This window comes from Stenotrophomonas sp. Marseille-Q4652, assembly GCF_916618915.1.
GTDB lineage: Bacteria > Pseudomonadota > Gammaproteobacteria > Xanthomonadales > Xanthomonadaceae > Stenotrophomonas.
In genome coordinates this window covers 2,237,272-2,262,576 of the sequence record NZ_CAKAKE010000001.1, presented here as the reverse complement: position 1 = coordinate 2,262,576, position 25,305 = coordinate 2,237,272, and the positions used below count along the sequence as shown (strand labels likewise).

General features: G+C 69.0%; 22 protein-coding genes and 1 tRNA gene. 13 read left to right on the top strand and 10 right to left on the bottom strand.

Features of this window, described 5'->3' with window-relative positions:
- Positions 1-40: 40 nt before the first annotated feature.
- The gene (locus LG380_RS10725) at positions 41-1,276 is read right to left on the bottom strand and encodes an efflux RND transporter periplasmic adaptor subunit (protein ID WP_225765068.1); all 1,236 of its coding nucleotides are present in this window, start codon (positions 1,274-1,276) and stop codon (positions 41-43) included.
- A gap of 198 nt (positions 1,277-1,474) precedes the next feature.
- On the opposite strand from LG380_RS10725, the gene LG380_RS10720 reads away from it, so the two are divergent.
- The 6 genes from LG380_RS10720 to aceK all read left to right on the top strand — a co-directional run bounded on the left by LG380_RS10720 (position 1,475) and on the right by aceK (position 9,204).
- The gene (locus LG380_RS10720) at positions 1,475-2,785 is read left to right on the top strand and encodes a M20 family metallopeptidase (RefSeq protein WP_225765064.1); all 1,311 of its coding nucleotides are present in this window, start codon (positions 1,475-1,477) and stop codon (positions 2,783-2,785) included.
- Between the two features lie 211 nt (positions 2,786-2,996).
- Positions 2,997-3,815 carry an NADPH-dependent 7-cyano-7-deazaguanine reductase QueF gene (gene queF / locus LG380_RS10715; RefSeq protein ID WP_225765062.1) on the top strand — a complete coding sequence of 273 codons (819 nt, stop codon included), beginning with the start codon at positions 2,997-2,999 and terminating at the stop codon, positions 3,813-3,815.
- A 99-nt stretch (positions 3,816-3,914) separates the two neighbouring features.
- Positions 3,915-4,202 (top strand): LysM peptidoglycan-binding domain-containing protein, encoded by a 288-nt coding sequence (locus tag LG380_RS10710; protein ID WP_225765060.1) that lies wholly within the window; start codon positions 3,915-3,917, stop codon positions 4,200-4,202.
- A gap of 50 nt (positions 4,203-4,252) precedes the next feature.
- On the top strand, positions 4,253-4,789 hold the full coding sequence (locus tag LG380_RS10705; protein WP_225765059.1) for a hypothetical protein: 537 nt from the start codon (positions 4,253-4,255) through the stop codon (positions 4,787-4,789).
- A 293-nt stretch (positions 4,790-5,082) separates the two neighbouring features.
- A complete protein-coding gene (locus LG380_RS10700; RefSeq protein ID WP_225765058.1) occupies positions 5,083-7,311 on the top strand; it encodes an NADP-dependent isocitrate dehydrogenase in 2,229 nt (742 codons plus the stop codon).
- Between the two features lie 180 nt (positions 7,312-7,491).
- Positions 7,492-9,204: a bifunctional isocitrate dehydrogenase kinase/phosphatase gene (gene aceK / locus LG380_RS10695; RefSeq protein WP_225765057.1), complete on the top strand. Its 1,713-nt coding sequence runs from the start codon at positions 7,492-7,494 to the stop codon at positions 9,202-9,204.
- Between the two features lie 39 nt (positions 9,205-9,243).
- Here the strand turns inward: aceK and mmsB are convergent, their stop codons facing one another.
- Genes mmsB through LG380_RS10670 form a run of 5 tightly spaced genes read right to left on the bottom strand, consistent with a single transcriptional unit; the run spans position 9,244 to position 14,780 of the window.
- Positions 9,244-10,131: a 3-hydroxyisobutyrate dehydrogenase gene (gene mmsB / locus LG380_RS10690; RefSeq protein ID WP_225765056.1), complete on the bottom strand. Its 888-nt coding sequence runs from the start codon at positions 10,129-10,131 to the stop codon at positions 9,244-9,246.
- Positions 10,128-11,303 carry an enoyl-CoA hydratase/isomerase family protein gene (locus LG380_RS10685; protein WP_225765055.1) on the bottom strand — a complete coding sequence of 392 codons (1,176 nt, stop codon included), beginning with the start codon at positions 11,301-11,303 and terminating at the stop codon, positions 10,128-10,130. Before LG380_RS10685 ends, mmsB begins: the two co-directional genes overlap by 4 nt.
- The gene (locus tag LG380_RS10680; RefSeq protein ID WP_225765054.1) at positions 11,300-12,097 is read right to left on the bottom strand and encodes an enoyl-CoA hydratase; all 798 of its coding nucleotides are present in this window, start codon (positions 12,095-12,097) and stop codon (positions 11,300-11,302) included. The genes LG380_RS10685 and LG380_RS10680 overlap by 4 nt, the downstream gene beginning before the upstream one ends.
- On the bottom strand, positions 12,094-13,269 hold the full coding sequence (locus LG380_RS10675) for an acyl-CoA dehydrogenase family protein (RefSeq protein ID WP_225765053.1): 1,176 nt from the start codon (positions 13,267-13,269) through the stop codon (positions 12,094-12,096). Before LG380_RS10675 ends, LG380_RS10680 begins: the two co-directional genes overlap by 4 nt.
- Positions 13,270-13,274: 5 nt before the next feature.
- Positions 13,275-14,780 carry a CoA-acylating methylmalonate-semialdehyde dehydrogenase gene (locus tag LG380_RS10670; protein ID WP_225765052.1) on the bottom strand — a complete coding sequence of 502 codons (1,506 nt, stop codon included), beginning with the start codon at positions 14,778-14,780 and terminating at the stop codon, positions 13,275-13,277.
- Between the two features lie 113 nt (positions 14,781-14,893).
- Between LG380_RS10670 and LG380_RS10665 the strand changes: the two genes are divergently transcribed.
- The 6 genes from LG380_RS10665 (at position 14,894) to LG380_RS10640 (ending at position 20,884) form a co-directional block, all read left to right on the top strand.
- Positions 14,894-16,258: a short-chain fatty acyl-CoA regulator family protein gene (locus LG380_RS10665; RefSeq protein ID WP_225765051.1), complete on the top strand. Its 1,365-nt coding sequence runs from the start codon at positions 14,894-14,896 to the stop codon at positions 16,256-16,258.
- Positions 16,259-16,342: 84 nt separating this feature from the next.
- On the top strand, positions 16,343-17,032 hold the full coding sequence (locus LG380_RS10660; protein ID WP_225765050.1) for a DUF3348 domain-containing protein: 690 nt from the start codon (positions 16,343-16,345) through the stop codon (positions 17,030-17,032).
- Positions 17,033-17,042: 10 nt separating this feature from the next.
- Positions 17,043-19,256, top strand: coding sequence for a DUF802 domain-containing protein (locus LG380_RS10655; RefSeq protein ID WP_225765048.1), 2,214 nt, complete (start codon positions 17,043-17,045; stop codon positions 19,254-19,256).
- Positions 19,253-19,894: an OmpA family protein gene (locus tag LG380_RS10650; RefSeq protein ID WP_225765047.1), complete on the top strand. Its 642-nt coding sequence runs from the start codon at positions 19,253-19,255 to the stop codon at positions 19,892-19,894. Before LG380_RS10655 ends, LG380_RS10650 begins: the two co-directional genes overlap by 4 nt.
- Positions 19,884-20,651, top strand: coding sequence for a DUF2894 domain-containing protein (locus tag LG380_RS10645; protein ID WP_225765046.1), 768 nt, complete (start codon positions 19,884-19,886; stop codon positions 20,649-20,651). The genes LG380_RS10650 and LG380_RS10645 overlap by 11 nt, the downstream gene beginning before the upstream one ends.
- A gap of 156 nt (positions 20,652-20,807) precedes the next feature.
- Positions 20,808-20,884: transfer RNA gene (locus LG380_RS10640), tRNA-Arg, on the top strand.
- A gap of 189 nt (positions 20,885-21,073) precedes the next feature.
- Here LG380_RS10640 and LG380_RS10635 read toward each other — a convergent pair.
- The gene (locus tag LG380_RS10635) at positions 21,074-22,609 is read right to left on the bottom strand and encodes a YifB family Mg chelatase-like AAA ATPase (protein WP_225765045.1); all 1,536 of its coding nucleotides are present in this window, start codon (positions 22,607-22,609) and stop codon (positions 21,074-21,076) included.
- A 6-nt stretch (positions 22,610-22,615) separates the two neighbouring features.
- The gene (locus tag LG380_RS10630; protein WP_225765044.1) at positions 22,616-22,879 is read right to left on the bottom strand and encodes an accessory factor UbiK family protein; all 264 of its coding nucleotides are present in this window, start codon (positions 22,877-22,879) and stop codon (positions 22,616-22,618) included.
- A gap of 157 nt (positions 22,880-23,036) precedes the next feature.
- Here LG380_RS10630 and LG380_RS10625 point away from each other — a divergent pair, with 157 nt between their 5' ends.
- A complete protein-coding gene (locus tag LG380_RS10625) occupies positions 23,037-23,375 on the top strand; it encodes a P-II family nitrogen regulator (protein ID WP_225765043.1) in 339 nt (112 codons plus the stop codon).
- 12 nt (positions 23,376-23,387) lie between these two features.
- Here LG380_RS10625 and LG380_RS10620 read toward each other — a convergent pair whose 3' ends face one another.
- Both LG380_RS10620 and speE read right to left on the bottom strand, forming a co-directional pair.
- Entirely contained in the window at positions 23,388-24,047 is a 660-nt protein-coding gene (locus LG380_RS10620; protein WP_225765042.1) for an RIO1 family regulatory kinase/ATPase, read from the bottom strand.
- 220 nt (positions 24,048-24,267) lie between these two features.
- Positions 24,268-25,125, bottom strand: coding sequence for a polyamine aminopropyltransferase (gene speE / locus LG380_RS10615; protein ID WP_225765041.1), 858 nt, complete (start codon positions 25,123-25,125; stop codon positions 24,268-24,270).
- Positions 25,126-25,305 lie beyond the last annotated feature (180 nt).

The window sequence follows — 25,305 nt, the reverse complement described above, 5'->3', positions numbered from 1 at the left end:
CGGCGCCGGCACGGTGGCCGGCGCAGGGAGCGGGGCCGGATCAGCCGGCCTTGCCGCCCTTCTTGTCCTTGTCGCCGGCCTTTTCTTCCGGCGGCGGGGGCGGGGCCTGGCCCGGGGCCAGCGCGATCACCTTGGTGCCCGGCTTGAGCCGGAACTGGCCTTCAGTGACGACCTTCTCGCCGCCCTTGAGGCCTTCGCTGACCTGGACGTTGCGGTCATCCACCTCGATGCCCACGGTCACGGCCTGCTGGCGCACCACGTCGCCGTCGACCACGTAGACGAAATCGCCATTCGGGCCGCGCTGCACCGCCTCGGCCGGGATCACCACGGCGCTGTCGATGGTGCCCAGCTGCAGGCGCACGTTGGCGAACTGGCCCGGCCACAGCGTGCCGTCAGCATTGGGGAACACCGCACGGGCGCGGAAGGTGCCGCTGTCGGTGCTGATCTGGTTGTCGACCACGTCCAGCTCGCCGTCGCTGGCCAGCACGTTGTTGCCGCCCCGCGCGCTCAGCTGCACCGGAACCTTGCCGGCGTTGCGGGCCTGGCGCACCGCGCCGAGCTCGCGCTCGGGCAGGTTGAACAGCACGTGGATCGGCTGTACCTGGGTCAGGGTGACCAGGGGGGTGCCGGCGGACACGATGTTGCCGGCATCGACGTTGCGGATGCCGGCCACGCCGGTGATCGGCGCGGTCACGCGGGTGTACTGCAGTTCGACCTGGGCGGCGCGCATGCTGGCGGCGTTGGCCGCCACCGCGCTCTCGTACTGGGCGACCTGGTTGCGCTGGGTGTCCAGGTCGGTCTGCGAGACGTACTGGCGGTACTCCGGCGAGCTGGAACGCTGGAAGTTGGCGCGGGCGGTGGCCAGCAGCGCCTCGTTCTGGCGCTTGGCGGCCACGGCCTGGTCATAGGCGGCCTGGGCGGTGCGCGGATCGATCTGCGCCAGCAGGTCGCCCTTGCGCACCAGCTGGCCTTCCTTGAAGTGCAGGCTCAGCAGCTGGCCGCCCACCTGCGGGCTGACCGTGACGGTGTTCATCGCCGACACCGTACCCAGCGCAGTGCGGTGCACGGCCACTTCCTGCTGCCTGGCCTCGACCACGGTCACCGGCACCGGCCCGGCATCGGGCTTGCCCTTGCCGTTGCCCTTGCCCGGACCTGCGCCGGCGGCCTGTTCCTGTCCCGGCGCCTGCGGTTTGTTGCCGCCCAGCATCCGTGCCCCTACCGCCACCACCACGATCACCGCAACGGTGAGCAGTGCAATCTTCCCGAAACGCGACATTCAAACCACTCCTGGATGCTGGGACGCCCGCCATCACGGCGTAGCTGCAAAGGATACCCGGCCGCCGGCTGCATTCCTCCATGACCGATGGGAGGGGTGGGGCCGTCCGGGGCCATACCCAGGAGGCGCCGGAGCCGGCCTCCCGCCGCTGGCGGCGATGGCCTAAAGTCGGTCCATTCCCAGGCCCTGGAGCTGACGATGGTCCGCAATGCCGCGATGCTGTCCGCCCTGCTGTGCCTGATGCCGCCGCTGGCCTGGTCGGCCGAGCAGCGACCCGAGGTGGCCGCTGCCGCGCAACGCCTCAATCCCAAGGTGGTGCAGTGGCGACGCGACTTCCACCAGCATCCTGAGCTGTCCAACCGCGAGCAGCGCACCGCCGCCAGGGTCGCCGAGCACCTGCGTTCGCTGGGCCTGAAGCCGCGCACCGGCCTCGCCCACCATGGCGTGGTCGCGGTGATCAAGGGCGGCAAGCCGGGGCCGAAGATCGCCCTGCGCGCGGACATGGACGCGCTGCCGGTGACCGAGCAGACCGGCCTGCCGTTTGCGTCCAAAGCCACGGCCGAGTACCGCGGCGAGACCGTCAGGGTGATGCACGCCTGCGGCCATGACGCCCACACCGCCACGCTGATGGGCGTGGCCGAGGCGCTGGTGGGCATGCGCGAGGACCTGCCCGGCGAGGTGATGCTGGTATTCCAGCCGGCCGAGGAAGGCGCACCGCCGCCGGAGGAGGGCGGAGCACCGTTGATGCTCAAGGAAGGCCTGTTTGCCGACTTCAAGCCGGACGCGATGTTCGGCCTGCACGTGTTCTCCAGCGTCCAGGCCGGGCAGATCGCGGTGCGCGGTGGCCCGCTGATGGCCGCCTCCGACCGCTTCGGCATCACCGTCACCGGTCGCCAGACCCACGGCTCGGCGCCATGGAACGGAGTGGACCCGATCGTTGCCGCCGCCGACCTGATCGGCAGCGCGCAGACCATCGTCAGCCGCCGCGCCAACCTGTCGAAACAGCCGGCAGTGGTGACCTTCGGCGCGATCAAGGGTGGCATCCGCTACAACATCATCCCCGACTCGGTGGAGATGGTCGGCACCATCCGCACCTTCGACCCGGCCATGCGCACGCAGATTTTCGCCGACCTGCGCAACGTCGCCGATCACGTGGCCGCCGCGCACGGCGCCCGTGCCACCACCGAGATCGACGAGGCCGACGGCAACCCGGCCACGGTCAACGACCCGGCGCTGACGGAACGCATGCTGCCCAGCCTGCAGGCGGTGGTCGGCGCCGACAACGTCTACGAGCCGCCGCTGCAGATGGGCGCCGAGGACTTCTCGCTGTATGCCCAGCAGGTGCCGTCGATGTTCTTCTTCGTCGGCGCCACCGCCGAAGGCATCGACCCGGCCACTGCGCCGAGCAACCATTCGCCGAAGTTCCTGCTCGACGAGAGCGCACTGGACGTGGGCCTGCGCGCGCTGCTGCAGGTCAGCCTGGATTACCTCCACGGCGGGGCCGACTGAAGTAGCCGGAGCCCTGCGGACGCCGGTTTAACGCAGCCGGCGCTATGCAGACACGACGACAGGGGGAACAGGGGTGCCGCCACCGCGGCACCCGGGTGGAAGGCACGACCGGGATCCGGGCGGGCGCAGCGCGCCGGTACCGGGTGGACGGGCCGTGGCACCGGTTCGTCCGATAGCCACCGCTCATCCACCAGCTCCTACAATTCCGCGCATGACTACCCCACAAGATTCCAGCCTCGGCCGCGAGGTCACCTATCCCTCGCACTACGACCCGGGCCTGCTCTTCCCGATTCCCCGCACTGCCGCCCGTGCCGAGATCGGCATCGATGAGACGCATCTGCCCTTCATCGGCCATGACCGCTGGCATGCCTACGAACTGAGCTGGCTCGATGCGCGCGGCAAGCCCTACGTCGCCACGGCCACCTTCCGCGTGCCGTGCGACTCGCCGAACCTGATCGAGTCCAAGTCGCTCAAGCTCTACCTCAACTCGCTCAACGCCGAGCGTTTCAACAGCCCCGAAGCGGTGCGCGAGCGGATCGCGCTGGACCTGTCGGCGCGCGCCGGTGCCGACGTGCTGGTGGAGTTCGGCCTGCCGCCGGTGGATCCGGTGGGCGAGGGCGAGAACATCGACCTGCTGGACGTGGACATCGACTGCTATGGCCCGCCGCAGGCGCGCTACCTGCTGGCCGATGATGCGGTGCAGACCAGCGAAACCCTGGTGTCCTCGCTGCTCAAGTCCAACTGCCCGGTCACCGGCCAGCCGGACTGGGCCAGCGTGTGGATCCGCTACGAAGGCCCGCGCATCGACCGCGAAGGCCTGCTGCGTTACCTGATCAGCTACCGCGACCACGCCGAGTTCCACGAGCAGTGTGTGGAGCGCATCTTCAGCGAGCTGATGCAGCACTGCCGCCCGCGTTCGCTGCAGGTGGAGGCGCGCTACACCCGCCGCGGTGGGCTGGACATCAATCCATGGCGGGCAACACCCGATGTCGCCGGCGTGTTCCCGGCCATGCGCGACGAGCGCCAGTAAGCCGCCTGAAACGTTGCGCCAGCTTTCACGTTGGCGCGATGGCTCGTTAACAGGTGCTGTGCAACCGTGGCCACCACTCAGCAGGAGCGGAAAGCCACGATGGGTACCGACAAGAAAGCTGATTTTTCCGGTGTGACCTCCAGGGTCGACAGCAGTGCGGAAGTCGCGCCGAAGGCCGACTTCTCGGGCGTCACCAGCAAGGTCGACAGCTCGGCGGAGATTGCCGGGCAGCAGTACACCGTGCAGAAGGGCGACACGCTGTCAAAGATCGCCCAACAGCATCTGGGCGATGGCAACGCCTGGAAGCGCATCTTCGAAGCCAACCGTGACGTGCTCGATGACCCGGACAGGATCCTTCCGGGCCAGACCCTGCGCATTCCGCAGTAAGCCGTCATCGCATCCCGATCCCATCCCATTACGAATCGCGAGGAGACTCCATGAGCAAGTCCACTCTGAGCAGTGCACTCCTGATTGCCCTTACCACCACCGTGGCGCTGGCTGGCTGCAAGCGCGACAACACCGACGACACCATGGCCAACAACCCGGCCATGGACACCACGCCGGCGGCGACCGATACCACCACCCCGGCCGCCACCGACACCACCACTCCGGCCACCAACCCGATGAACTCGATGGCCGGTGCCGGTGATGTCACCGTCAGCGCGGTGACCGTGGGCAACAACGCCGCTGCCGACCGCAGCGTGCAGCCGGTCGCCCAGATCGGCGCCAGGGACAAGATCATCGTCTCGGTCCGCACCGATGGCTCGGCGGTCAACACCAACGTCAGTGCCCGCCTGACCTATCAGGACGGCCAGGTGGCTGGCGAGGAAAGCGCCACCCTCAACACCACTGGTCCGGAGACCACCAACATCGAGTTCACCAATGCCAATGGCTGGCCGGCCGGCAAGTACCGTGCCGAAGTCATGGTCAATGGCCAGCCGCAGGGCACCGCCCAGGAATTCGAGATCAAGTAACAACTGCTCACAGCTTTTCGCCTGCCGACTCTCTCCCGGCAGTCGAGGCCCCAGGCGCAGCCACCGGCTGCGCCTTTTTTTGCCCATACGTGGGCGTGTGTCGCGGTACGTCGGCGTATGGCGCTTTTCTTTTGCGGAGGGTGGCGGGAACAGCGACAATGACGGGGTTTCCGTTCCCGTCGCCATGCGGTTGCGAGCGCGGATACGCCATCCGGCCGAAGGCTGGCGCGCATTGCGCGGCCCGCCGTTCCGTCCTGTTCCGCACCGAGTCCGCAAGAGAGCCAACGCCCCCTATGTCCAATACGCCGAAGATCCTCTACACGCTCACGGATGAAGCCCCCTTCCTGGCGACCCAGTCGCTGCTGCCGATCGTCGAGGCCTATACCGCGACCGCCGGCATCGCCGTGGAGACCCGCGACATCTCGCTGGCCGGCCGCATCCTGGCAGTGTTCCCGGATTACCTGGAGGACGGGCAGAAACACAGCGATGACCTGGCCGAGCTGGGTCAGCTGGCGACCACGCCGGATGCCAACATCATCAAGCTGCCCAACATCAGCGCGTCGGTTCCGCAGCTGAAGGCCGCGATCAAGGAACTGCAGGACCAGGGCTTTGCCTTGCCGAACTACCCGGACGTGCCCACCGACGACGTGTCGCGCGACATCAAGGCGCGCTATGACAAGGTCAAGGGTTCGGCGGTGAACCCGGTGCTGCGCGAGGGCAATTCCGACCGCCGCGCGCCGCTATCGGTCAAGAACTACGCACGCAAGCACCCGCACCGCATGGGCAAGTGGTCCAGCGGGTCGAAGTCGCATGTCGCGCACATGGAGGCCGGTGATTTCTACGGCAGCGAGAAGTCGGCCACCCTGTCCAGCGCCGGCCACCTGAAGATCGAGCTGGTCAAGGCCGATGGCAGCGTGCAGGTGCTGAAGGAAAAGACCGCGGTCACCGTCGGCGAGATCGTCGATGCTTCGGTGATGAGCCGCAATGCACTGGCGGCATTCGTGCAGGCGCAGATCGCCGATGCCAAGGCCCAGGGCGTGCTGTTCTCGCTGCACCTGAAGGCCACGATGATGAAGGTCTCCGACCCGATCATGTTCGGCGTGGTGGTCGAGGAGTTCTACAAGGACGTGCTCGCAAAGCACGCCGACGTGCTCCGGCAGGCCGGCTTTGATGCCAACAACGGCATCGGCGACCTGTACGCGCGCCTGCCGCAGCTGCCCGAAGCCACCCAGGCCGCGATCAAGGCCGACATCGAGGCGCTGTACGCGCAGCGTCCGGCGCTGGCGATGGTCAACTCGGACAAGGGCATCACCAACCTTCACGTGCCGAGCGATGTGATTGTTGATGCCTCGATGCCGGCGATGATCCGCGACAGCGGCGGCATGTGGAATGCCGAAGGCAAGCTGCAGGACGCCAAGGCGGTGATTCCGGACCGCTGCTATGCCGGCGTGTACCAGGCGGTGATCGAGGACTGCAAGGCCAATGGCGCCTTCGACCCGGCGACCATGGGCTCGGTGCCCAATGTCGGCCTGATGGCGCAGAAGGCCGAGGAATACGGCAGCCACGACAAGACCTTCCAGATCCCGGCTGACGGCACCGTGCGCGTGACCGACGACGGCGGCAACGTGGTGTTCGAGCACGCGGTGCAGGCCGGCGACATCTGGCGCATGTGCCAGACCAAGGACGCGCCGATCCAGGACTGGGTCAAGCTGGCCGTCAGCCGCGCCCGCCTGAGCGATACCCCGGCGGTGTTCTGGCTGGACGCGGGCCGCGCCCACGATGCCCAGGTCATCGCCAAGGTCGAGAAGTACCTGGGCGATCACGACACCAACGGCCTGGACATCCGCATCCTGGCGCCGGTGGAAGCGACGAAGTTCTCGCTGGAGCGCATCCGCAAGGGCCAGGACACGATCTCGGTGACCGGCAACGTGCTGCGTGACTACCTGACCGACCTGTTCCCGATCATGGAGCTGGGCACCAGCGCCAAGATGCTGTCGATCGTGCCGCTGATGGCCGGTGGCGGCCTGTTCGAGACCGGTGCCGGTGGTTCGGCGCCCAAGCACGTGCAGCAGTTCGTGGAAGAGGACTACCTGCGCTGGGATTCGCTGGGCGAATTCCTGGCCCTGGCCGCGTCGCTGGAACACCTGGGCCAGCGCTACGACAACGCCAAGGCGGCGGTACTGGCCAAGGCGCTGGACGAGGCCAACGGCAAGTTCCTGGACAACGACCGTTCGCCGGGCCGAAAGCTGGGCACGATCGACAACCGCGGCAGCCACTTCTATATCGCCCTGTACTGGGCGCAGGCGCTGGCCGCGCAGGACCAGGACGCCGACCTGAAGGCACGCTTCTCCCCGCTGGCGCAGGCACTGGCCGACAACGAGCAGAAGATCGTCGAGGAACTGATCGCGGTGCAGGGCAAGGCCGTGGACATTGGCGGCTACTACCGTCCGGACCTGGCCAAGGCCAGTGCGGCGATGCGTCCGAGTGCGACCTTCAACAACGCGCTGGCCACGCTGCGCTGATCGTCCCGCAACGCTGCAAGGAAAAGCCCGCGCCCAGCGCGGGCTTTTTCGTTGGCGGGTCCGGGCGATGGCCAGCAGAGGTGCGGGCAGCGCGGGGCGTGTCGTATCGTCTGGGCTCCCCCAAGCGATCGAGCCCGACTTGAGCTACCTGCCTGCCCCCGCTGCCTGCGTGCGGTCGCCATGAGCGCCCCGGCCGAACGGCTGGCGACCGTGATCCGCCAGGGTTTCGAGGATTACCACGCGCGTTTTGCGCAGATCACCCGCCGCGCCCGCGTGCGCTTCGAGCAGCGCGACTGGGCTGGCGCCCGCGCCGACGCGGTCGAGCGCATCGAGCTGTACGACGAATGCATCGCCGAGTGCATGGCGCGGCTGTCGGCCGAGGCCGGCGTGCAGCTGCATGACCGTGCGCTGTGGCGCGACGTGCGCCGGCTGTTCGCCGCGCAGATCGAAGGCCAGATCGACGGCGAGCTGTACAAGACCTTCTACAACACGCTGGCCCGGCGTCTGTTCGCCGCGCGCGGGGTGGACCCGGACATCGAGTTCGTGGCGATGGACGTGGAGCCCTCGGACGCGATCACCCATCCGGTGGCGCGGCACAGCTACGCGGTGTCCGAAACGCGCCCGGCCGAGGCCTTCATGCGGGTGCTCGGCGACTACCGCTTCGACGTGCCGTACGCGCACCAGCTGCGCTGCGCGGCGGCGATTGCCGTGCGCCTGCAGGACGACCTGGCCCACTGGGGCGAGCATCCGGTGCGCGGCATCGAGCTGCTGGACACGGTGTTCTACCGCGAGCGCCGCGCCTACCTGGTCGGCCGCGTGTTCGGCGAACACCGCTTCTCGCCGTGCGTGATCGCGCTGGTCAACGATGGCGGCCAGCTCAAGGTCGATGCGGTGCTGAGCCGGCGCCGCGACGTCGCCCACCTGTTCGGCGTCTCGCGCAGCTACTTCCAGGCCGACCTGGCCACGGTCGGCGATGCGGTGGTGTTCCTGCGCAGCCTGCTGCCGCGCAAGCCGATCGACGAGATCTACACCGTGCTTGGCCGCGCCAAGCAGGGCAAGACCGAGCGCTTCCGCACCTTCTTCCGCCACTTCCAGCAGCACGAGAACGAGCTGCTGGTGCATGCCGAAGGCACGCCGGGCATGGTCATGGTGGTGTTCACCCTGCCCAGCTACCCGCTGGTGTTCAAGCTGATCCGCGACCGTTTCGGCTGGCCCAAGACCATGAGCCGGCAGGACGTGGAGGACAAGTACGCGCTGGTGTTCAACCTGGACCGCATCGGCCGCCTGCTCGACGCGCAGCCGTACCGGCACCTGCGTTTCCCCGCCTCACGCTTCGCGCCGGCACTGCTCAAGGACCTGCTGGAAAGCTGCAGCCGCAGCGTGATGCTCGATGGCGACGACGTGGTGATCACCCTGTGCTACACCCAACGCCGCTTCCGCCCGCTCAACCTGTACCTGCGCGAGCAGGAACCGCAGGCCGCGCGTGCCGCCGCGCTGGACTACGCGCAGGCGATCAGCGACATGGCCCGCAACAACATCTTCCCCGGCGACATGCTGCTGAAGAACTTCGGCGTGTCACGCCATGGCCGCGCGGTGTTCTACGACTACGACGAGCTGTGCCTGGTCACCGACTGCAATTTCCGTCAGTGGCCCAAACCGCGCAGCGAGGAAGAGGCGATGGCCTCGGAGCCGTGGTTCCATGTCGCGCCCAATGACGTGTTCCCCGAGCGCTTCCCGCTGTTCATGGGGCTGCCAGCCGCGCAGCTGGCGGCGGTGACCGAAGCCCATGGCCATCTGTTCGATCCGGCGTGGTGGCGGGACCTGCAGGAGCGATTCCGCCGTGGCGACTATCCGGATTCGCCGCCCTACGGGACGGAGACGCGGCTGGCCTGAGCAAGGTGGCGCGGTCTGTCCGCGCCACCTCGTGCTGCATCAGCCGCGCTGCACCAGCTTGACCACGCTGGAGAAGTCCAGCGCGCCGTTGCCGGCCTGGCTGTTCATCGCGTACAGGTTGCGGGCCAGCTCGCCCAGCGGGATCGAGGCGCCCACGCCCATCGCCGCTTCGGCGGCCAGGCCCAGGTCCTTGAGCATCAGGTCGTTGCCGAAGCCGCCGGTGTAGCCGCGCGAGGCCGGCGCATTTTCCAGCACGCCTGGCCACGGATTGCAGACCTCGGTGGCCCAGCTGCGGCCGGTGCTGACGGCCATCATCTGCGACAGCACCTTCGGGTCCAGCCCGTGGGCCACGCCGAGCGCGATGGCCTCGCCGGTGGCGGCCATGATCACGCCCAGCGCCATGTTGTTGCACAGCTTGGCGACCTGGCCGGCACCGTTGCCGCCGACGTGGAAGATGTTCCGGCCCATGTCCTGCAGCACCGGGCGCGCGCGTTCCAGTGCCTGCTCGTCGCCGCCGACGATGAAGGTCAGGGTGCCGGCCTGGGCACCGGCGGTGCCACCGGAGACCGGCGCGTCGATCATCTGCAGGCCGCGCTTGGCCGCCGCTTCGGCGACCTTGCGCGCGCTGGCCGGGGCGATCGTGCTGCAGTCGATGACCAGCGCACCGGCGGGGATGGCGTCGAGGATGCCACCTTCGCCCAGGTACAGGCCTTCGACGTGGCGGCTGGCCGGCAGCATCGAGATCACCACCTCGGCGTCGGCCAGCGTGTCACGCGCCGAACCGGCCGGGGTGGCGCCGGCATCGGCGGCGGCCTGGATCGCGGCCGGCACCAGGTCGAACACGCGCACGGCGTGGCCGGCCTTGGCCAGGTTGGCGGCCATCGGACCGCCCATGTTGCCCAACCCAATGAATGCTACACGGCTCATGCCAGGCTCCTTTCAAGTGCGGGAAGGCCCAGGTCGGCCAGCGGATGCTGGTCGGCCGGCCAGGGGGAAATGAAGAACGCTTCGGCCCAGTCGCTGCTGGCCTGGGCCAGCGTCGCCGGCTGCCAGGCCGGGTTGCGGTCCTTGTCGATCAGCAGGGCGCGGATGCCCTCGGCGAAATCGCCGTGCGCGGCGCAGTGCAGGGCGACGGTGTACTCGGTGCGGAACACCGCGGCCAGGTCCATGCCGGCGCAACGGCGCTGCAGTTCGAAGCCGAGCCGGGCCGAACCGGGTGCCCCGGCGGCCAGGGTCTTCTGCGCGGCCTGCAGCCACGCATCGTCGGTCTGCAGGGCGCCGATGCGCTCGACGATGGGCTCCAGTGCATCGCCATCGCACAGCTCATCGATCAGCGCGGCGTTGGCCAGCAGCGGGCCGGTCGGCGCATCGCTGGCGAAGGACTGCAGCAGGGCGGTGAGGCGCGTGTGGTTGTCGTCGGGTTCTCTGCTCCAGGCCACGTCGAGCAGCGCATCGAACACCTCGCCGCGGCGCGCTTCGGCCACGTGCAGGTCGGCCAGCCCGGCGTAGATCGCATCGCCTGGATTGAGCAGTGCACCGGTCAGCGCCAGGAACAGGCCGGCACGGCCGGGCACGCGCTGCAGCAGCCAGCTGCCGCCCACGTCCGGGAACAGGCCGACGGTGATTTCCGGGAACGCCAGCTTGGAGCGCTCGCTGACCACGCGGTGGCTGGCCCCGGACATCAGGCCGATGCCGCCGCCCATGACGATGCCGTGGGCCCAGCACAGCACCGGCTTGGGGAAGCTGTGGATCAGGTAGTCCACGCGGTATTCGACGTCGAAGAACTCGGCGGCATAGGTGTTGTCACGGATGTCGCTGCGCCCGTCCTCGCAGAAGCGGCGCATGCTCTGGTACAGGCTGTGCAGGTCGCCACCGGCGCAGAAAGCCTTTTCACCGGCGCCCTGCAGCACCACCAGGGCAATGCCGGCATCCGCTGCCCAGGCCAGCAGGCGCTCGTGCAGCAGGTGCGCCATCGGCAGCGAGAAACCGTTGAGCGTGCGCGCCGCGTTGAGCGTAGCGATGCCGACGCGCATGCCGTTGCCGGCGCTGCGCTCCTCGAACAGCACCGGTGCCTCGTCGGCAGTCAGTCCGGCGCTCATGCGTTCTTCCATTGAGGTGCGCGCTTTTCCAGGAAGGCGGCCACGCCCTCGACCTGGTCGGCGCTGTCGAACAGGTCGACGAAGGCCTCGCGCTCGGCCACCAGCGCCGAGGCGTGGCTGCCCGTGCGGGTGGCCTGCACCAGGGTCTTGCACGCGGCCACGCTCGTCGGGCTCTGCCTGGCCGCCCTGGCCGCCCATTCCATCGCCAGCGCACGGGCCTGTCCCTTGCCGGTCTTTTCCTCGGCCAGGCCGATGCGCAGCGCGGTGTCGGCATCAATGCGCTCGCCGAGCAGGATCATGCGCTTGGCCCAGCCCTCACCGACCAGTCGCGGCAGGTTCTGGGTGCCGCCGGCGCACGGCAGCAGGCCGACGGTGGCCTCGGGCAGGGCGACCTGGGCGTGTTCCTCGATGATGCGCAGGTCACAGGCCAGCGCGCATTCCAGGCCGCCGCCCATCGCATAGCCGTTGATCGCGGCGATGGACACGCCGCGGAATACGCTCAGCGCCTCGAACGCCTCGCCGAAGCGGCGCGCGGCCTCACGGGCGGCGGCCTTGTCGCCGGACGCGAACTGGTTGAGGTCGGCCCCGGCGGAGAAGAACTTCTCGCCATCCCCGGTGATCACCAGCGCGTAGATGTTGCGGTCGGCGTCCAGCGCACGCACCAGGTCGCGCAGCGCGGCCAGGCTGTGCACGGTCCAGGTGTGGGCCGGCGGGTTGTCGAGGGTGACCACGGCGGTGTGGCCATCGACCTCGAGCCTGAGGCCGGTCCAGTCGCGCGAGCGGTAGTCGTTCATCGAAGTTCCTCTTCGGTGTTGAGCAGGTGGCGGGCCACGATCACCCGCATGATCTCGTTGGTGCCCTCCAGGATCTGGTGCACGCGGCTGTCGCGCAGCAGGCGCTCGACCGGGTATTCGCGGATGTAGCCGTAACCGCCGTGCAGCTGCAGTGCGTCGTTGCATACGGCAAAGCCGGCGTCGGTGGCAAAGCGCTTGGCCATCGCGCACCACACGGTGGCATCGGCGGCGCCGGCATCGAGCTTGCGCGCGGCGGTGTGCACCATCTGCCGCGCGGCCACCAGCTGGGTGGCCATGTCGGCGAGCTTGAACTGCAGTGCCTGGAACTCGCTCAGCGCCTTGTCGAACTGCTTGCGCTCGCGCATGTAGCCGCGCGCCGCGTCCAGTGCGCCCTGGGCCGCGCCCAGCGAGCAGGCGGCAATGTTGATGCGGCCGCCATCCAGGCCCTTCATCGCGATCTTGAAGCCCTCACCCTCGTTGCCGAGCAGGTGGTCCACCGGCACGCGCACGCCGCTGAAGCTGATGGTGCGGGTGGGCTGGCTGTTCCAGCCCATCTTCTCTTCCTTCTTGCCGTACTCGATGCCGGGCAGGTTGGCCGGCACCGCGATGGCGCTGATGCCGCGCGCGCCTTCGCCACCGGTGCGCGCCATCACGATCAGCATGTCGGTGGCCCCGGCGCCGGAGATGAAGGCCTTGCTGCCATCGATGACGTAATGATCGCTATCGCGCACCGCGCGGGTCTTCAGCGAGGCCGCATCCGAGCCGGAGCCCGGCTCGGTCAGGCAGTACGAGCCCAGCTTGTCGCCGCTGGCCATTGCCGCGGCCCACTCGCCGCGCAGGCGCTCGCCGCCCCAGCGCGACAGCATCCACGTGGCCATGTTGTGGATGGTGATGTAGGCGGCGGTGGAGGGATCGGCCGCGGCCAGTTCCTCGAAGATCAGCGCCGCGTCCAGCCGGGTCAGGCCGATACCGCCGGCGTCCTCGGCGGTATAGATGCCGCAGAAGCCCAGTTCGCCGGCCTTGCCGATCACCTCGCGCGGGAAGATGCCTTCGGCATCCCAGTGCGCGGCGTGCGGGGCCAGCTCGGCACGGGCGAAATCGCGCGCGGCCTGGCGGAATGCTTCCTGCTCCTCGGTGAAGCCGGACGCGGCGTGCATGTTGATGGCGTCCATGGCGGTCACTTCAGGCTGATGGTGGTGTTGACGCCGTGGCCCAGGGTCGAGTCATCGAACCAGCGTGCGGTGACGGTCTTGGTCTGGGTGTAGAACAGCACCACCTGCTTGCCGTACGGGCCGAGGTCGCCAAGCTTGGAGGCACGCGAGCCGCTGAAGGAGAACAGCGGCACCGGCACCGGGATCGGCACGTTGATGCCGACCTGGCCGACGTCGATGTCTTCCTGGAACCTGCGTGCGGCCGCGCCGGACTGGGTGAACACGGCGGTGCCGTTGCCGTTGGGGTTGGCGTTGACCAGCTCGATCGCGTCTTCGAGGGTCTCGGCTTCCAGGATCACCAGCACCGGCCCGAAGATTTCCTCCTGGTAGATGCGCATGTCGGTGGTGACGCCGGAGAAGATGGTCGGGCCGACGAAGTTGCCCTTCTCGAAGCCGTCGACCTTCGGGTTGCGCCCGTCCAGCTCGAGTTTTGCGCCCTGTTCCACGCCCGAGGCGATCAGGCCTTCGATGCGGCTGCGCGCGGCGCAGGAGATCACCGGGCCGACATCGGTGCCGGCGATGCTGCCGGCGCTGACCTTCAGCGCCCTGGCCTTGGCGACCAGGTCCGGGATCCAGCTGCGCGCCTCGCCGACCAGCACCAGGGTCGAGGCGGCCATGCAGCGCTGGCCGGCCGCACCGAACGCGGCGCCGACCATGGCGTTGATGGTCTGTTCCTTGTTGGCGTCCGGTAGCACCACGGCGTGGTTCTTGGCGCCCATCATGCACTGCGCGCGCTTGCCGGCCAGCGAGGCGCGGTTGTAGACGTGGGTGCCGACGCGGGTGGAACCAACGAAGGACACGGCCTTGATGTCCGGGTGGTCGCAGATCGCGTTGACCACTTCCTCGCCGCCGTGGACGACGTTGAGTACGCCCGGCGGGATGCCCGCTTCCAGCGCCAGTTCGACCAGGCGCATGGTCACCATCGGATCCTGCTCGGAGGGCTTGAGCACGAAGGTGTTGCCGGTGGCGATGGCCATCGGGAACATCCACAGCGGGATCATCGCCGGGAAGTTGAACGGGGTGATGCCGGCGCACACGCCCAGCGGCTGCATCAGGGTGTAGGTATCCACGCCGTTGGCCACGTTGTTGGCCAGTTCGCCCAGCTGCAGGTTGCCGATCGCGGCCGCGTGCTCGACCACTTCCAGGCCGCGGAACACATCGCCTTCGGCGTCGGGCAGGGTCTTGCCCTGTTCGGCGGTGAGGATGTGCGCCAGCTCGCTCATGTTCTGGCGGATCAGCTGCTGGTACTTCAGGAAGATGCGCGCGCGGGTGCCGATCGGGGTCTTGCGCCAGGTCTTGAACGCTTCCCTGGCGGCGGCAACGGCGGCATCGACCTCGCCGGTGGTGGCGAACGGCACCCTCGCCAGCACGTCCTGGGTGGCCGGGTTGACCACGTCCTGCCAGTGGCTGGTGGTGGACTCGACGAACTGGCCGTCAATCAGCAGGCAGACACGGGGGGCTTCAACAGTCATGGCGTTTCCGGCGGTTCGGGAAAGGTGATTGGCATTATTCACAGCGAAAATCTCGATTTCCCGGCCGAACACGCTTAATCTGGCGAACCCGGCCGCAGATTTTTGTTAATCCTGTGAACGATCCTGCCCTGCGCCACATCGGCCTGCGCGTGCTGCGCCTGCGCCAGCAGCACGGCTACAGCCAGGCCGCGCTGGCCCGCGAGCTGGGGGTTTCGCCCAGCTACCTGAACCAGATCGAGCGCAACCGCCGGCCCCTGACCCCGGCGGTGCAGCAGCGCCTGCGCCAGGTGCTGGGCGATGTGTCCGGACTGTTCGACGCCGACGAGCCGGCCGCGCTGCAGGAGGCCCTGGGCGAGACCCTGCGCGACCTCGGCCTGCCGGAGGTCAGCACCGCCGAGCTGCGGACCATGGCCGGCAACCTGCCGCAGGTCAGCCAGGCGCTGCTGGACCTGCACCGCCGCCATCTGGCCCTGCGCGAGCACGCCGCGGCGCTGGAGTTCCAGCTGGGCGAACCCAGCGCCGGGCAGAGCCTGCCGGCCGGCGATTCGGTGCGCGACTTCTTCAACCGCATGCACAACCACATCCCCGAGCTGGACGACCTGGCCGAGGCACTGTTCGCCGAATGGGGGCTGGCGCCAGGCCACGTCGCGCCGCGGCTGCGCCAGTTGCTGGCCGACCGCCACGGCGTGCTGGTGGAAGTGGCACCGCTGCAGGCCGGGCGCGAGAAGCGCCTGTTCGATGCAGCCAGCCGCACGCTGTGGCTTCCGGACTACCTGGAGCCGGGGCAGCAGGCCTTCCAGATGGCCGTGGAACTGGCCCTGCACGGCTACGCGGCGCAGATCGATGCGGTGATCGCCCGCACCGGTTTCCAGGACGAGGCGCGTATCGCCCAGGCCCGGATCGGCCTGTCCAACTACTTCGCCGGCGCGCTGGTGATGCCGTACGGGCACTTCCTGCAGGCCGCGGAAAGCAGCGGCTACGACATCGAACTGCTGGCCCACCAGTTCGGCGTCGGTTTCGAGGCGGTCTGCCACCGGCTCAGCACCCTGGCCCGGCGCAGCGCCCCCGGCCTGCCGTTTTTTTTCATCCGCGTGGACCGCGCCGGCAACATTTCCAAGCGCCATTCGGCCACGGACTTCCACTTCTCCCAGGTCGGCGGCTCGTGCCCGCTGTGGATCGTCTACGAGGCCTTCAATCAGCCCGGGCGGATCCTCACCCAGACCGCGCGCATGCCCGACGGCCGCCGCCATTTCTGGATCGCCCGGCAGGTCAGCAGCGGCCCGGTCGGCCATGGCCAGCCGCGCAAGACCTTTGCCGTGGCGCTGGGCTGCGACCTGCAGCACGCCGAGCGGCTGGTGTACTCGCGCGGTCTGGATATCCACCGCCCGGGCAATTCGGTGTCTATCGGTCCGGGCTGCCGGGTCTGTCCGCGCGAGGACTGCATGCAGCGCGCCTTCGCCCAGCTGCCAGGGCGCTGAGGCCGATTCAGCTTCCGCGCCCGGCCTGATCCCCGCCGCCGCGGTGCCTGCCCCGTGTAAAATGGCGATCTTTTGATCAGCACCATGGCGAAAGCACCTCCACGGGTCGCGATACAGGGCCCGGCGTTCATTCGCCTGCTCGCGCGGCTGGCCGCGGTCCAGGTGCCGGCGCCGTCCGCGGCGCTGCCCGAACGGCTGGGCCAGTGGGTCGACTGGAACCGCGCGGTGACCCTGGCGCGCGCGCTGGACGGGCGCCTGCCCGAGCCGGCCGACGCTCCGGCCCTTGTCGACGGACAGGCGCAGGAATGCGCGCGGGTGCGGGCCACGCTGGTGGCGGCGATTGCCGACGAGGCGCGCTTTCCGAGCCCGCGGCCCGGTGCCGATGGCCGGTTCGACTTCGCCCCGTTCGGCCAGCACTACCTGTCGCTGCAGCGGGCCATGGCCACGGCCGCCGGCAAGCTGCGCGGGCAGCTGCGCGACCTGCTGGGCCATCGCGGCCCGGAACTGGCGCGGCTGGCCGAGGTGGATGCGGTCATGGAAATGACCCTGAGCCCGCGCGAGCAGAAACTGCTGGCCGGCGTGCCGGCGCTGCTGGGCCGCCATTTCGAGCAACTGCAGCCGGCCACCGATGCCGCGGCGCCCGGGTTGCTGCCGGCGGCCGATGGCAGCTGGCTGTCGCTCTTCAGGAAGGACATGCAGGCGGCCCTGATGGCCGAGCTGGATGTCCGTTTCAAACCCATCGACGCGCTGCTTGCGGCGCTGCGCCCCCGCTAACTGGGAAACCATGTTGTCCAGAAACCTCTTCCTTGCTGCTGTCTTCCTCCTTGGCCTGTGCGCGGTGTGCTGGATCGGCGCCGGCTACGTGCTGTCCAACCCGCTGGCCCTGCTGGTGTGCCTGCTGATCGCCGCCGGCTACCTGGCCGGTGCGCTGGAGCTGCACCGCTACCGCCAGGCCACCGCCAGCCTGTCCGCGGCACTGGCCGAGGTGGCGTCGGCGCAGTCGGGCCTGGGCAACTGGCTGGGCCGGCTGCATCCGAGCCTGCGCAATCCGGTGCGGCTGCGCATCGAGGGCGCGCGCGTACCGCTGCCGGCCCCGGCGCTGACCCCGTACCTGGTGGGCCTGCTGGTGCTGCTGGGCATGCTCGGCACGCTGTTGGGCATGATGGCCACGCTGCGTGGCACCGGCCTGGCGCTGGAAAACGCGGCCGACCTGCAGGCCATCCGCGGCTCGCTGGCCGCGCCGGTCAAGGGCCTGGGTTTTGCCTTCGGCACCTCGATCGCCGGCGTGGCGACCTCGGCCATGCTCGGCCTGCTGTCGGCGCTGTGCCGGCGCGAACGCCTGCAGGTGGTCCAGCAGCTCGACGCCGAGATCGCGACCTCGCTGCACCCGCATTCGCAGGCCTACCAGCGCGAGCAGGCCTTTGCCCTGCTGCAGCAGCAGACCGCGCTGATGCCGGTGCTGGTCGAGCGCCTGCAGGCACTGGTCGGCGGCATCGAGCAGAGCACCGCCAGCCACGGCGAGCAGTTGGTCGCCAGCCAGCATGCCTTCCACGAGCGTAGCGAGGCGGCCTACCGCGAGCTGGGCCAGTCGCTGCAGCAGGCGCTGCAGGAAAGTGTCAGCGCCAGCGCACGCGCGGTCGGCGATGCGATGCAGCCGGTGGTGGAGACCACGCTGGCGGGTCTGGCCAGCCAGGCCGGTGCCCTGCACGAACGCGTTGAGCAGGCGGTACAGCGCCAGCTCGACGGCCTGTCCAGCGGCTTCGATGCCGCCAGCCGGGCAGCCGCACAGAGCTGGACCGATGCCGTGGCCCAACAGCGCCGTGGCAACGAGGCACTGGTCAGCGCGCTGCAGGGCAACCTGGAGCTGCAGGCCGAACGATTCGCCAGCGTCAGCGACGCCGCTGCGAAGAGCTGGACCGATGCCGTGGCCGAACAGCGCCGTGGCAACGAGGAACTGGTCGGCGCGCTGCAGGGCAGCCTGGAGCAGCACGCCGAACGGTTCGAGCAGCGTGCCGGCAACCTGGCCGATAGCCTGTCGCAGCGCCTGGAGGCACAGGCTGCTGGCCTGGGCGAGGCATGGGCGCGAGCCCTGGAAAACCAGCAGGCCGCCAACGAGGCGATGGCCGCCCGCAACGAACAGGCGCTGGGCAACGCCGGCAGCGTGTTCGAACAGCGGGCCAGCGCGCTGCTGGCCACCATGGACCAAGGTCATGCCCGGCTGCAGCAGGCCCTGCGCGAGCAGGACGAGGCGCGCCTGCAGGCCTGGGCGCAGACCCTGGCCGAGACCAGTGCCAACCTGCGCGAGGACTGGCAGCAGGCCGGCGCCGGCGTGGCCGAACGCCAGCAGGCGATCTGCGATGCGCTGGCACGCAGCGCCAACGACGTCACCGCGCTGGCGCAGGCGCATGCCGAGCGCACCATCGCCGAGATCTCGCGCCTGGTCGATGCCGCGGCCGAGGCGCCCAAGGCCGCCGCCGAGGTCATCGCCGAACTGCGCCAGAAGCTGTCCGACAGCATGGCGCGCGATACCACGATGCTGGAGGAACGCACCCAGCTGATCGGCACCCTTGGCACGTTGCTGGAGGCGGTCAACCACGCCTCCACCGAGCAGCGCAGTGCGATCGATGCCCTGGTGGCGACCTCGGCCGACCTGCTCGAGCGCGTCGGCAACCGCTTCGGCGAACAGATGCAGGCCGAGGCCTCGCGTCTGGAAACCGCCGCCGCGCAGGTCGCGGTCGGCGCCAGCGAAGTCGCCAGCCTGGGCGAGGCCTTCGCCAGCGCGGTGGAAGGTTTCGGCCGCAGCAGCGAGGAACTGGCCGCCCGCCTGGCCGTGGTCGAGGGCGCGCTGGAGAAGTCGCTGGCGCGCAGCGACGAGCAACTGGAGTACTACGTGGCGCAGGCGCGCGAGGTCATCGACCTGAGCCTGCTGACCCAGCGCCAGATCATCGCCGACCTGCAGCAGATCGGCGGGCGCGGCGCGGGCGGTAACGCGGCATGAGCGTGGAGTTCGACGACGGCGAGGCCTCGGCCCCGATCTGGGCCAGCTTCGGTGACCTGATGGCGGTGCTTCTGGGCGCCTTCGTGCTGGTGCTGGTCGGCGTGATCGCGGTGCAGGCGCAGCTGTCACAGAAACTGGACGAGGAAGTGCGCCGCCGCGAACAGGAAGCGCAGCAGCGCCAGGCGCTGGAACAGGCGCTGGCCGGGCCGCTGGCCGCCGGCCGGGTGACCCTGGTCGATGGCCGCATCGGCATCCGCGGCAACGTGCTGTTCGCACTCAACTCCGACCAGCTGCAGCCCGAGGGCCGCAAGGTGCTGGAAAGCCTGGCCGCGCCGCTGACCGCCTACCTGTCCGCGCGCGACGAGATCCTGATGGTCAGCGGCTTCACCGACGACCGCCAGGTGCGCGGCAGCAACCGCCAGTTCGCCGACAACTGGGAACTGTCGGCGCAGCGCGCACTCACCGTCACCCGCACCCTGGTCGCCGAGGGCGTGCCGGCCTCATCGGTGTTTGCCGCCGCCTTCGGTTCCGAGCAGCCGGTTGCCAGCAACAGCGACGAGGAAGGGCGTTCGCGCAACCGCCGCGTCGAGATCGCGCCGATCCCGCGGCCGAAGCAGCAGGCGGCCAGTGCACGCTGACGCGTCCACCATCGCAGCACAGCTGCAGCGCTGGCGAGAGCAGGGCGTGGATGCCTGCCAGCCGCTGCGCTTTGCCTATCTGGAGGCATTGGCCGCGCGCCTGCCGCGGCTGCAGGATGCGGCACGCGAGCTGCTGGAACAGCGGCTGGCCGGGTTGCTGGAGGAGTACGCCCGCGAGGTGGAAGGCAGGCCAAAAGATGGCAGCGCTTCTGCGCGGGCGCGGGAGACCGCGCAAGGACGTGGCGCGCTCGGCCGTCTGCTCGATGAGTTCGCCAGCACACGCACCAGGGAGCAAGGCGCATTGGCGGGCCCCGCGGCAGAGGCGGAACCGGCACCGGCACCGCAACCTGCGCCGGTGACGGCCATCCCGTCCGAGGAAATGCCGCTGCTGCAGGAAGTGCGTGAGATCTGGGATGGCGTGCGTACCGCCAGCCAGCTACGGCAATCACTGGTCCCGGCCCAGGAAGATGCCGGCCCGCTGAACTCCAGCGTCTTGGTGCACCGCGCGCTGACCCTGATGCAGGCCACCTCGCCCGAATACCTGCAGCACTTCGTTGCCTACGCCGAAGCACTGTCATGGGTGGAGCAACTGCAGCAGGTCCGCCTGTCGCCAGTGCCGGCCCCGGGCGCTGCGCCAAAGAAGCCGGCCAAGCCACGCGTCCGCCGTGCCGCCAAACCAAAGCCGTTGCCGTCGGACGCGCCCTCGGACACGGCTGCCAGCGAGCCTGCTTCCAGCGAGCCAGGTGCCGAAGGCTGACGTTGCTTCAAGGCATGCCTGTGCGGGCAGGAATGCGCGTGCCGGAGACGGATGCAGACCTGCGACGCTTTTGCCGCTAGAATGCGCCTCCACCCGCCGCAACGGCAGGTGTTCCCCGCAACCGCCGCGACGGCCTGCGGTGGGTTGTTCCAAAACGCGCCCGTAGCTCAGCCGGATAGAGTAGTGGCTTCCGAAGCCATTGGTCGGGGGTTCGAATCCCTCCGGGCGCGCCATCTTTTCCCCAGCCGTTTCGAGTGCCTCGCCCAGCCGCGTGGGTACCGGGCGTGCGCGCTTGGGGGAATCCCTTCGCGAGCACGTTCCCGCACCGACAGGCGAACTCATCCACGGGCGTGCATCAACGCTGAGCCTTCCATCCCGCGATCGACCGTGACAGTGGGCCTGCCCCAGTCGCTGGCCTGCAGCTAGCCGAAGGCGGCCGACGCTTCGGCCCGCTCGGCACCCGCTGCGCGATCCAGTTGCCGGTAGCCGATCGCCTCGGCCAGGTGCGAGGTCTGGATGTCCGCAGCGTCGGCGAGGTCGGCGATGCTGCGGGCCACGCGCAGGATGCGGTGCATCGAGCGTGCCGACAGCTGCAGGCGTTCGATCGCCTGTTCCAGCAGGCGCTGGTCGTTCAGCGACAGCCGGCAGTGCTGCAGGGTCTGGGCGGCGTCCAGGTGCGCGTTGGCGCGGCCGGCGCGATGCTGCTGGCGCTCGCGTGCCGCCTGCACCCGTGCCCGCACCGTCGCGCTGTCCTCGCCCCCCGGCCCGCTTTCACGCAACTCGGAGGGGGCCAGGCGCGGTACTGCCACGTGCAGGTCGATGCGGTCCAGCAATGGTCCGGAAATGCGCGCCCGGTAGCGGCGGATGCTGTCGCTCGAACAGCGGCAGCGCCCGCTCGCATCCCCGGCCCATCCACACGGGCACGGGTTCATCGCGGCCACGAGCTGGAAGCGCGCGGGAAACTCGGAACTGCGGGCCGCCCGCGAGACGGTGACCACGCCCGATTCCAGCGGTTCGCGCAGCACTTCCAGCGCATGTCGGTTCCATTCCGGGAGTTCGTCGAGGAACAGCACGCCGTTGTGCGCCAGCGAGATCTCGCCCGGCCGCGGATGCGAGCCGCCGCCCACCAGGGCCACGGCGCTGGCGGTGTGGTGCGGCGCGCGATAGGGCCGCTGCCGCCAGCGCGTCGGATCCACACCACGCCCGCTGACCGAGGCAATGGCGGCGGTCTCCAGTGCTTCGGCCTCGCTGGCCTCGGGCAGGATGCCGGGCAGGCGCGAGGCCAGCAGGGTCTTGCCGCAGCCAGGCGAGCCGAGCAGCAGGAGGTGATGGCTGCCCGCGGCGGCGATCTCCAGAGCGCGCCGCGCCTGCGCCTGGCCACGTACGTCGGCCAGGTCCGGCAGCCGGGCGATGGTCGTGGGCGGCGCCTCGGCGGCCGGCAGTGGCCGGGTGCCGTTGAGCGCGCCACAGACTTCCAGCAGCGTGCGCGCGCCCAGCACCGTGGCCTGTTGCGCCAAGGCGGCCTCACCGCCACTGCAGTGCGGTACGACCAGCGTGCGGCCTTCGGCTGCGGCCGCCAGCGCGGCGGGCAGGGCGCCGTCAACGCCACGCAGTTCGCCGGTCAGCGCCAGTTCGCCGATGAACTCATGGCCAGCCAGGGCCTCGCGATCGATCTGGCCGCTGGCGGCGAGGATGCCCAGGGCGATCGGCAGGTCGAAGCGGGCACCGTCCTTGGGCAGGTCGGCCGGGGCGAGGTTGATGGTGATGCGCCGGGCCGGGAATTCGAACTGCGCGCAGAGGATGGCCGCACGCACGCGGTCACGCGATTCACGCACTGCCGCTTCGGGCAGGCCAACGATCTGGGTGGAAGGAAGCCCGCCGGAAAGGTGGACCTCGACGCGCACCGGCGGCGCGTGGACGCCTGCGCGGGCACGGCTGTGCACCAGCGCCAGGCTCATGGTGGGTCAGTCGTTCGGCTTGGTCTGGGACTGACGCAGTTCCAGCGTCGTCACCACGTGTTCCAGCGCCTCGAGCTTCTCGCGCGTACGCAGCAGCACCGCGCGCTGCACCTCGAACTCCTCGCGGGTGACCAGGTCCAGCTTGGCCAGGCCGGCCTGCAACGCACTCTTGAAGGTGGCCTGGAGCTCCTCGCGCGAATCGCGCAGGCCCGGCGGCACCAGGTCGCTGAGGCGGCGGGCGAGGTCGTCGATGTGGTTGAGGTCGATCATGGGCGGTCTCCGCAGGAGGAATGGAGCCTATGGCGGCTGCGCACCTGCGGCCATCGGGGAGTGGAACGTGGGGAGGTAAGGATAATCCGATACGCCCGCGGCCACATCGCCGGCGGCGCGCTATCCTTTTGCGCAGACACGTCCAGGGAAGCCGCAGATGAAGATGATCATGGCCATCGTCAAGCCGTTCAAACTCGACGACGTACGCGAGGCGCTGGCCGAGCGCAGCGTCACCGGGATCACGGTGACCGAGGTCAAGGGCTTCGGGCGGCAGAAGGGCCACACCGAGCTCTATCGCGGCGCCGAATACGTGGTCGATTTCCTGCCGAAGGTGAAGATCGAGGTCGCCGTTACCGATGACCAGGCCGAGGACGTGGTCGAAGCCATCGTCAAGGCGGCAGCCACCGGCAAGATCGGCGACGGCAAGGTGTTCGTGTACGACCTGGGCAGCGTGGTGCGCATCCGCACCGGCGAACTGGACGCCGACGCGCTCTGATCGCGGGCCGGATCAGGCGTCGCGCTTGATCCGGCGGTAGAGCTGTTTCCATGCGCTGCGGATGGTCCGCACCCAGCCGGGTTCAGCCAGCATCTGCGCCAGTTCCGGGCTCGGCGGCTGGCCGGTCAGGCGCGCGCGCATCTTCACCAGGTTCTTCATGTCGCTGCGGCGCAGCTGCCGGGCGATCGGCCCATTGCGCAGCCAGCGCGGCGAACGCCAGGCCGAGGTGAAGTCCAGCAGCACCGGCACGCCGGCACTGACCACCACGTTGGTGCCATTCAGGTCGTTGTGGGTGATGCCAGCTGCATGCAGGCGCAGCAGCGCGCCCTGCAGCTGGTCGAAGACCTCCTGGCCGACCTGCACCCCCGCGCTGAGCGTGCTACCGGGGATGAACTCCATGCCCAGGGCCAGCCCGCCCATGGTGTCCAGCAGCGCCGGTGCATGCTTCCACCCTTTCAGTTGCTCCAGCACCCGGGCTTCGCGGCGCACCAGCAGGCGCGCGACCAGCGACAGCGGCGTGCCACGGTAGCGACGGTAGTCCTTGACCACCGCGGGCGTGCCGTCCACGACGGTGCGATACACGTCCGGCTCGAGCAGCCGTTCGCCGCGCTTGAGGATATGGACCTCGCGCGAGGAAGCGGGGAAGGGGAAGGAAGCAGCTGTGCAGTTCATTGCGGGTCGTCGATGCGCGACGGAACGAGCCGCAGGTGCGCTGCGGATCACGATTCCGGGCGGGAAATTCTAGTACCGGCCAGTACAACAATTCTGAATGTAAAAAAAATGTCAAAAGGAACGCTTCGTCCCAGCGGTCCTGGCTACCACGGCTCCGGAAAAACGAAAGCCCCGCCTGGCAGGGGCCAGGCGGGGCTTCGCAAACAGCTGATTGGGTGAGTCACTCGCCCAGGGCCTTGGCCACGAACGGCGGGCTGACCAACACGCCAGTGTGCAGCGGCGCGGTGTAGTACAGGGTCTCGAACGGCTTGTTGGCCGAGTCTTCCTGGCGGAAGCCGAAACCAAAGCCGGCCTGCTTGCTGGCCACAGTCACCGACCACCAGCCGGTCGGGTAGCACGGCTGCGGGAACGGCAGGGTCTTGAACGACTGGAAGCCGGCCTTGCCCATTTCCGCGCGCATGTCGCGGATCAGGTCCAGCAGCGCCAATGGCGATTCGCTCTGCTGCACCAGCAGGCCGTCATCCTTCAGCGCACGGAAGCAGCTTTCGAAGAACGCCTTGTTGAACAGGCCTTCGGCCGGGCCGACCGGGTCGGTCGAATCGACGATCACCACGTCCACACTGCCCGGCTCGCAGTTGGCCATGTAGGCCACGCCGTCGTCGAACAGCAGCTCGGCGCGCGCATCGTTGTTGGATTCGCACAGCTCCGGGAAGTACTTCTCGGCCATGCGGGTGACCTGCTCGTCGATGTCGCACTGGGTGGCCGACTCCACGCCCGGGTGCTTGAGCACCTCGCGCAGCGTGCCGCAGTCGCCACCGCCGATGATCACCACGCGCTTCGGGTTCGGGTGGGTGAACAGCACCGGGTGGCTGATCATCTCGTGGTAGAAGAAGTTGTCCTTGGTGGTCAGCATCATCGCGCCGTCGATGACCATCAGCTTGCCCCAGTCGGTCGAGTCATAGATCTCGATCTTCTGGAACGGCGACTGCACCTCGTCCAGCTTGCCGGTGATGCGGAAACCAATGGCCGAACCGGTCGGCTGGAAATGTTCGATGTACCAGTTGTCGTTGCTGCTCATGGGATTCCTTGGATTACCGGCGACGGCCGCTCGGGGCGCGTTCGACGTGGACGGTGGGACGGCGTTGCGCGCCCTGGGCGATGGATCGCGCCGGCCGGTTGGACTTCCGGCGGGGACGCTCCCGGCGCCACGGCGATGGGATGCAGCCTGCGGCGCGGCGCGGATTGTAACGGACCCTTG

What these genes read in the sequence shown, in the direction of transcription:
- LG380_RS10625 (WP_225765043.1), top strand. Translation starts at nt 23,037, where the DNA reads ATGAAGATGATCATGGCCATCGTCAAGCCGTTCAAACTCGACGACGTA.
- LG380_RS10710 (WP_225765060.1), top strand. Translation starts at nt 3,915, where the DNA reads ATGGGTACCGACAAGAAAGCTGATTTTTCCGGTGTGACCTCCAGGGTC.
- LG380_RS10650 (WP_225765047.1), top strand. Translation starts at nt 19,253, where the DNA reads ATGAGCGTGGAGTTCGACGACGGCGAGGCCTCGGCCCCGATCTGGGCC.
- LG380_RS10700 (WP_225765058.1), top strand. Translation starts at nt 5,083, where the DNA reads ATGTCCAATACGCCGAAGATCCTCTACACGCTCACGGATGAAGCCCCC.
- LG380_RS10685 (WP_225765055.1), bottom strand. Translation starts at nt 11,303, where the DNA reads ATGAGCGCCGGACTGACTGCCGACGAGGCACCGGTGCTGTTCGAGGAG.
- speE (WP_225765041.1), bottom strand. Translation starts at nt 25,125, where the DNA reads ATGAGCAGCAACGACAACTGGTACATCGAACATTTCCAGCCGACCGGT.
- LG380_RS10680 (WP_225765054.1), bottom strand. Translation starts at nt 12,097, where the DNA reads ATGAACGACTACCGCTCGCGCGACTGGACCGGCCTCAGGCTCGAGGTC.
- LG380_RS10620 (WP_225765042.1), bottom strand. Translation starts at nt 24,047, where the DNA reads ATGAACTGCACAGCTGCTTCCTTCCCCTTCCCCGCTTCCTCGCGCGAG.
- LG380_RS10705 (WP_225765059.1), top strand. Translation starts at nt 4,253, where the DNA reads ATGAGCAAGTCCACTCTGAGCAGTGCACTCCTGATTGCCCTTACCACC.
- LG380_RS10720 (WP_225765064.1), top strand. Translation starts at nt 1,475, where the DNA reads ATGGTCCGCAATGCCGCGATGCTGTCCGCCCTGCTGTGCCTGATGCCG.
- LG380_RS10670 (WP_225765052.1), bottom strand. Translation starts at nt 14,780, where the DNA reads ATGACTGTTGAAGCCCCCCGTGTCTGCCTGCTGATTGACGGCCAGTTC.
- LG380_RS10675 (WP_225765053.1), bottom strand. Translation starts at nt 13,269, where the DNA reads ATGGACGCCATCAACATGCACGCCGCGTCCGGCTTCACCGAGGAGCAG.
- LG380_RS10660 (WP_225765050.1), top strand. Translation starts at nt 16,343, where the DNA reads ATGGCGAAAGCACCTCCACGGGTCGCGATACAGGGCCCGGCGTTCATT.
- queF (WP_225765062.1), top strand. Translation starts at nt 2,997, where the DNA reads ATGACTACCCCACAAGATTCCAGCCTCGGCCGCGAGGTCACCTATCCC.
- LG380_RS10635 (WP_225765045.1), bottom strand. Translation starts at nt 22,609, where the DNA reads ATGAGCCTGGCGCTGGTGCACAGCCGTGCCCGCGCAGGCGTCCACGCG.
- mmsB (WP_225765056.1), bottom strand. Translation starts at nt 10,131, where the DNA reads ATGAGCCGTGTAGCATTCATTGGGTTGGGCAACATGGGCGGTCCGATG.
- LG380_RS10725 (WP_225765068.1), bottom strand. Translation starts at nt 1,276, where the DNA reads ATGTCGCGTTTCGGGAAGATTGCACTGCTCACCGTTGCGGTGATCGTG.
- aceK (WP_225765057.1), top strand. Translation starts at nt 7,492, where the DNA reads ATGAGCGCCCCGGCCGAACGGCTGGCGACCGTGATCCGCCAGGGTTTC.
- LG380_RS10630 (WP_225765044.1), bottom strand. Translation starts at nt 22,879, where the DNA reads ATGATCGACCTCAACCACATCGACGACCTCGCCCGCCGCCTCAGCGAC.
- LG380_RS10655 (WP_225765048.1), top strand. Translation starts at nt 17,043, where the DNA reads ATGTTGTCCAGAAACCTCTTCCTTGCTGCTGTCTTCCTCCTTGGCCTG.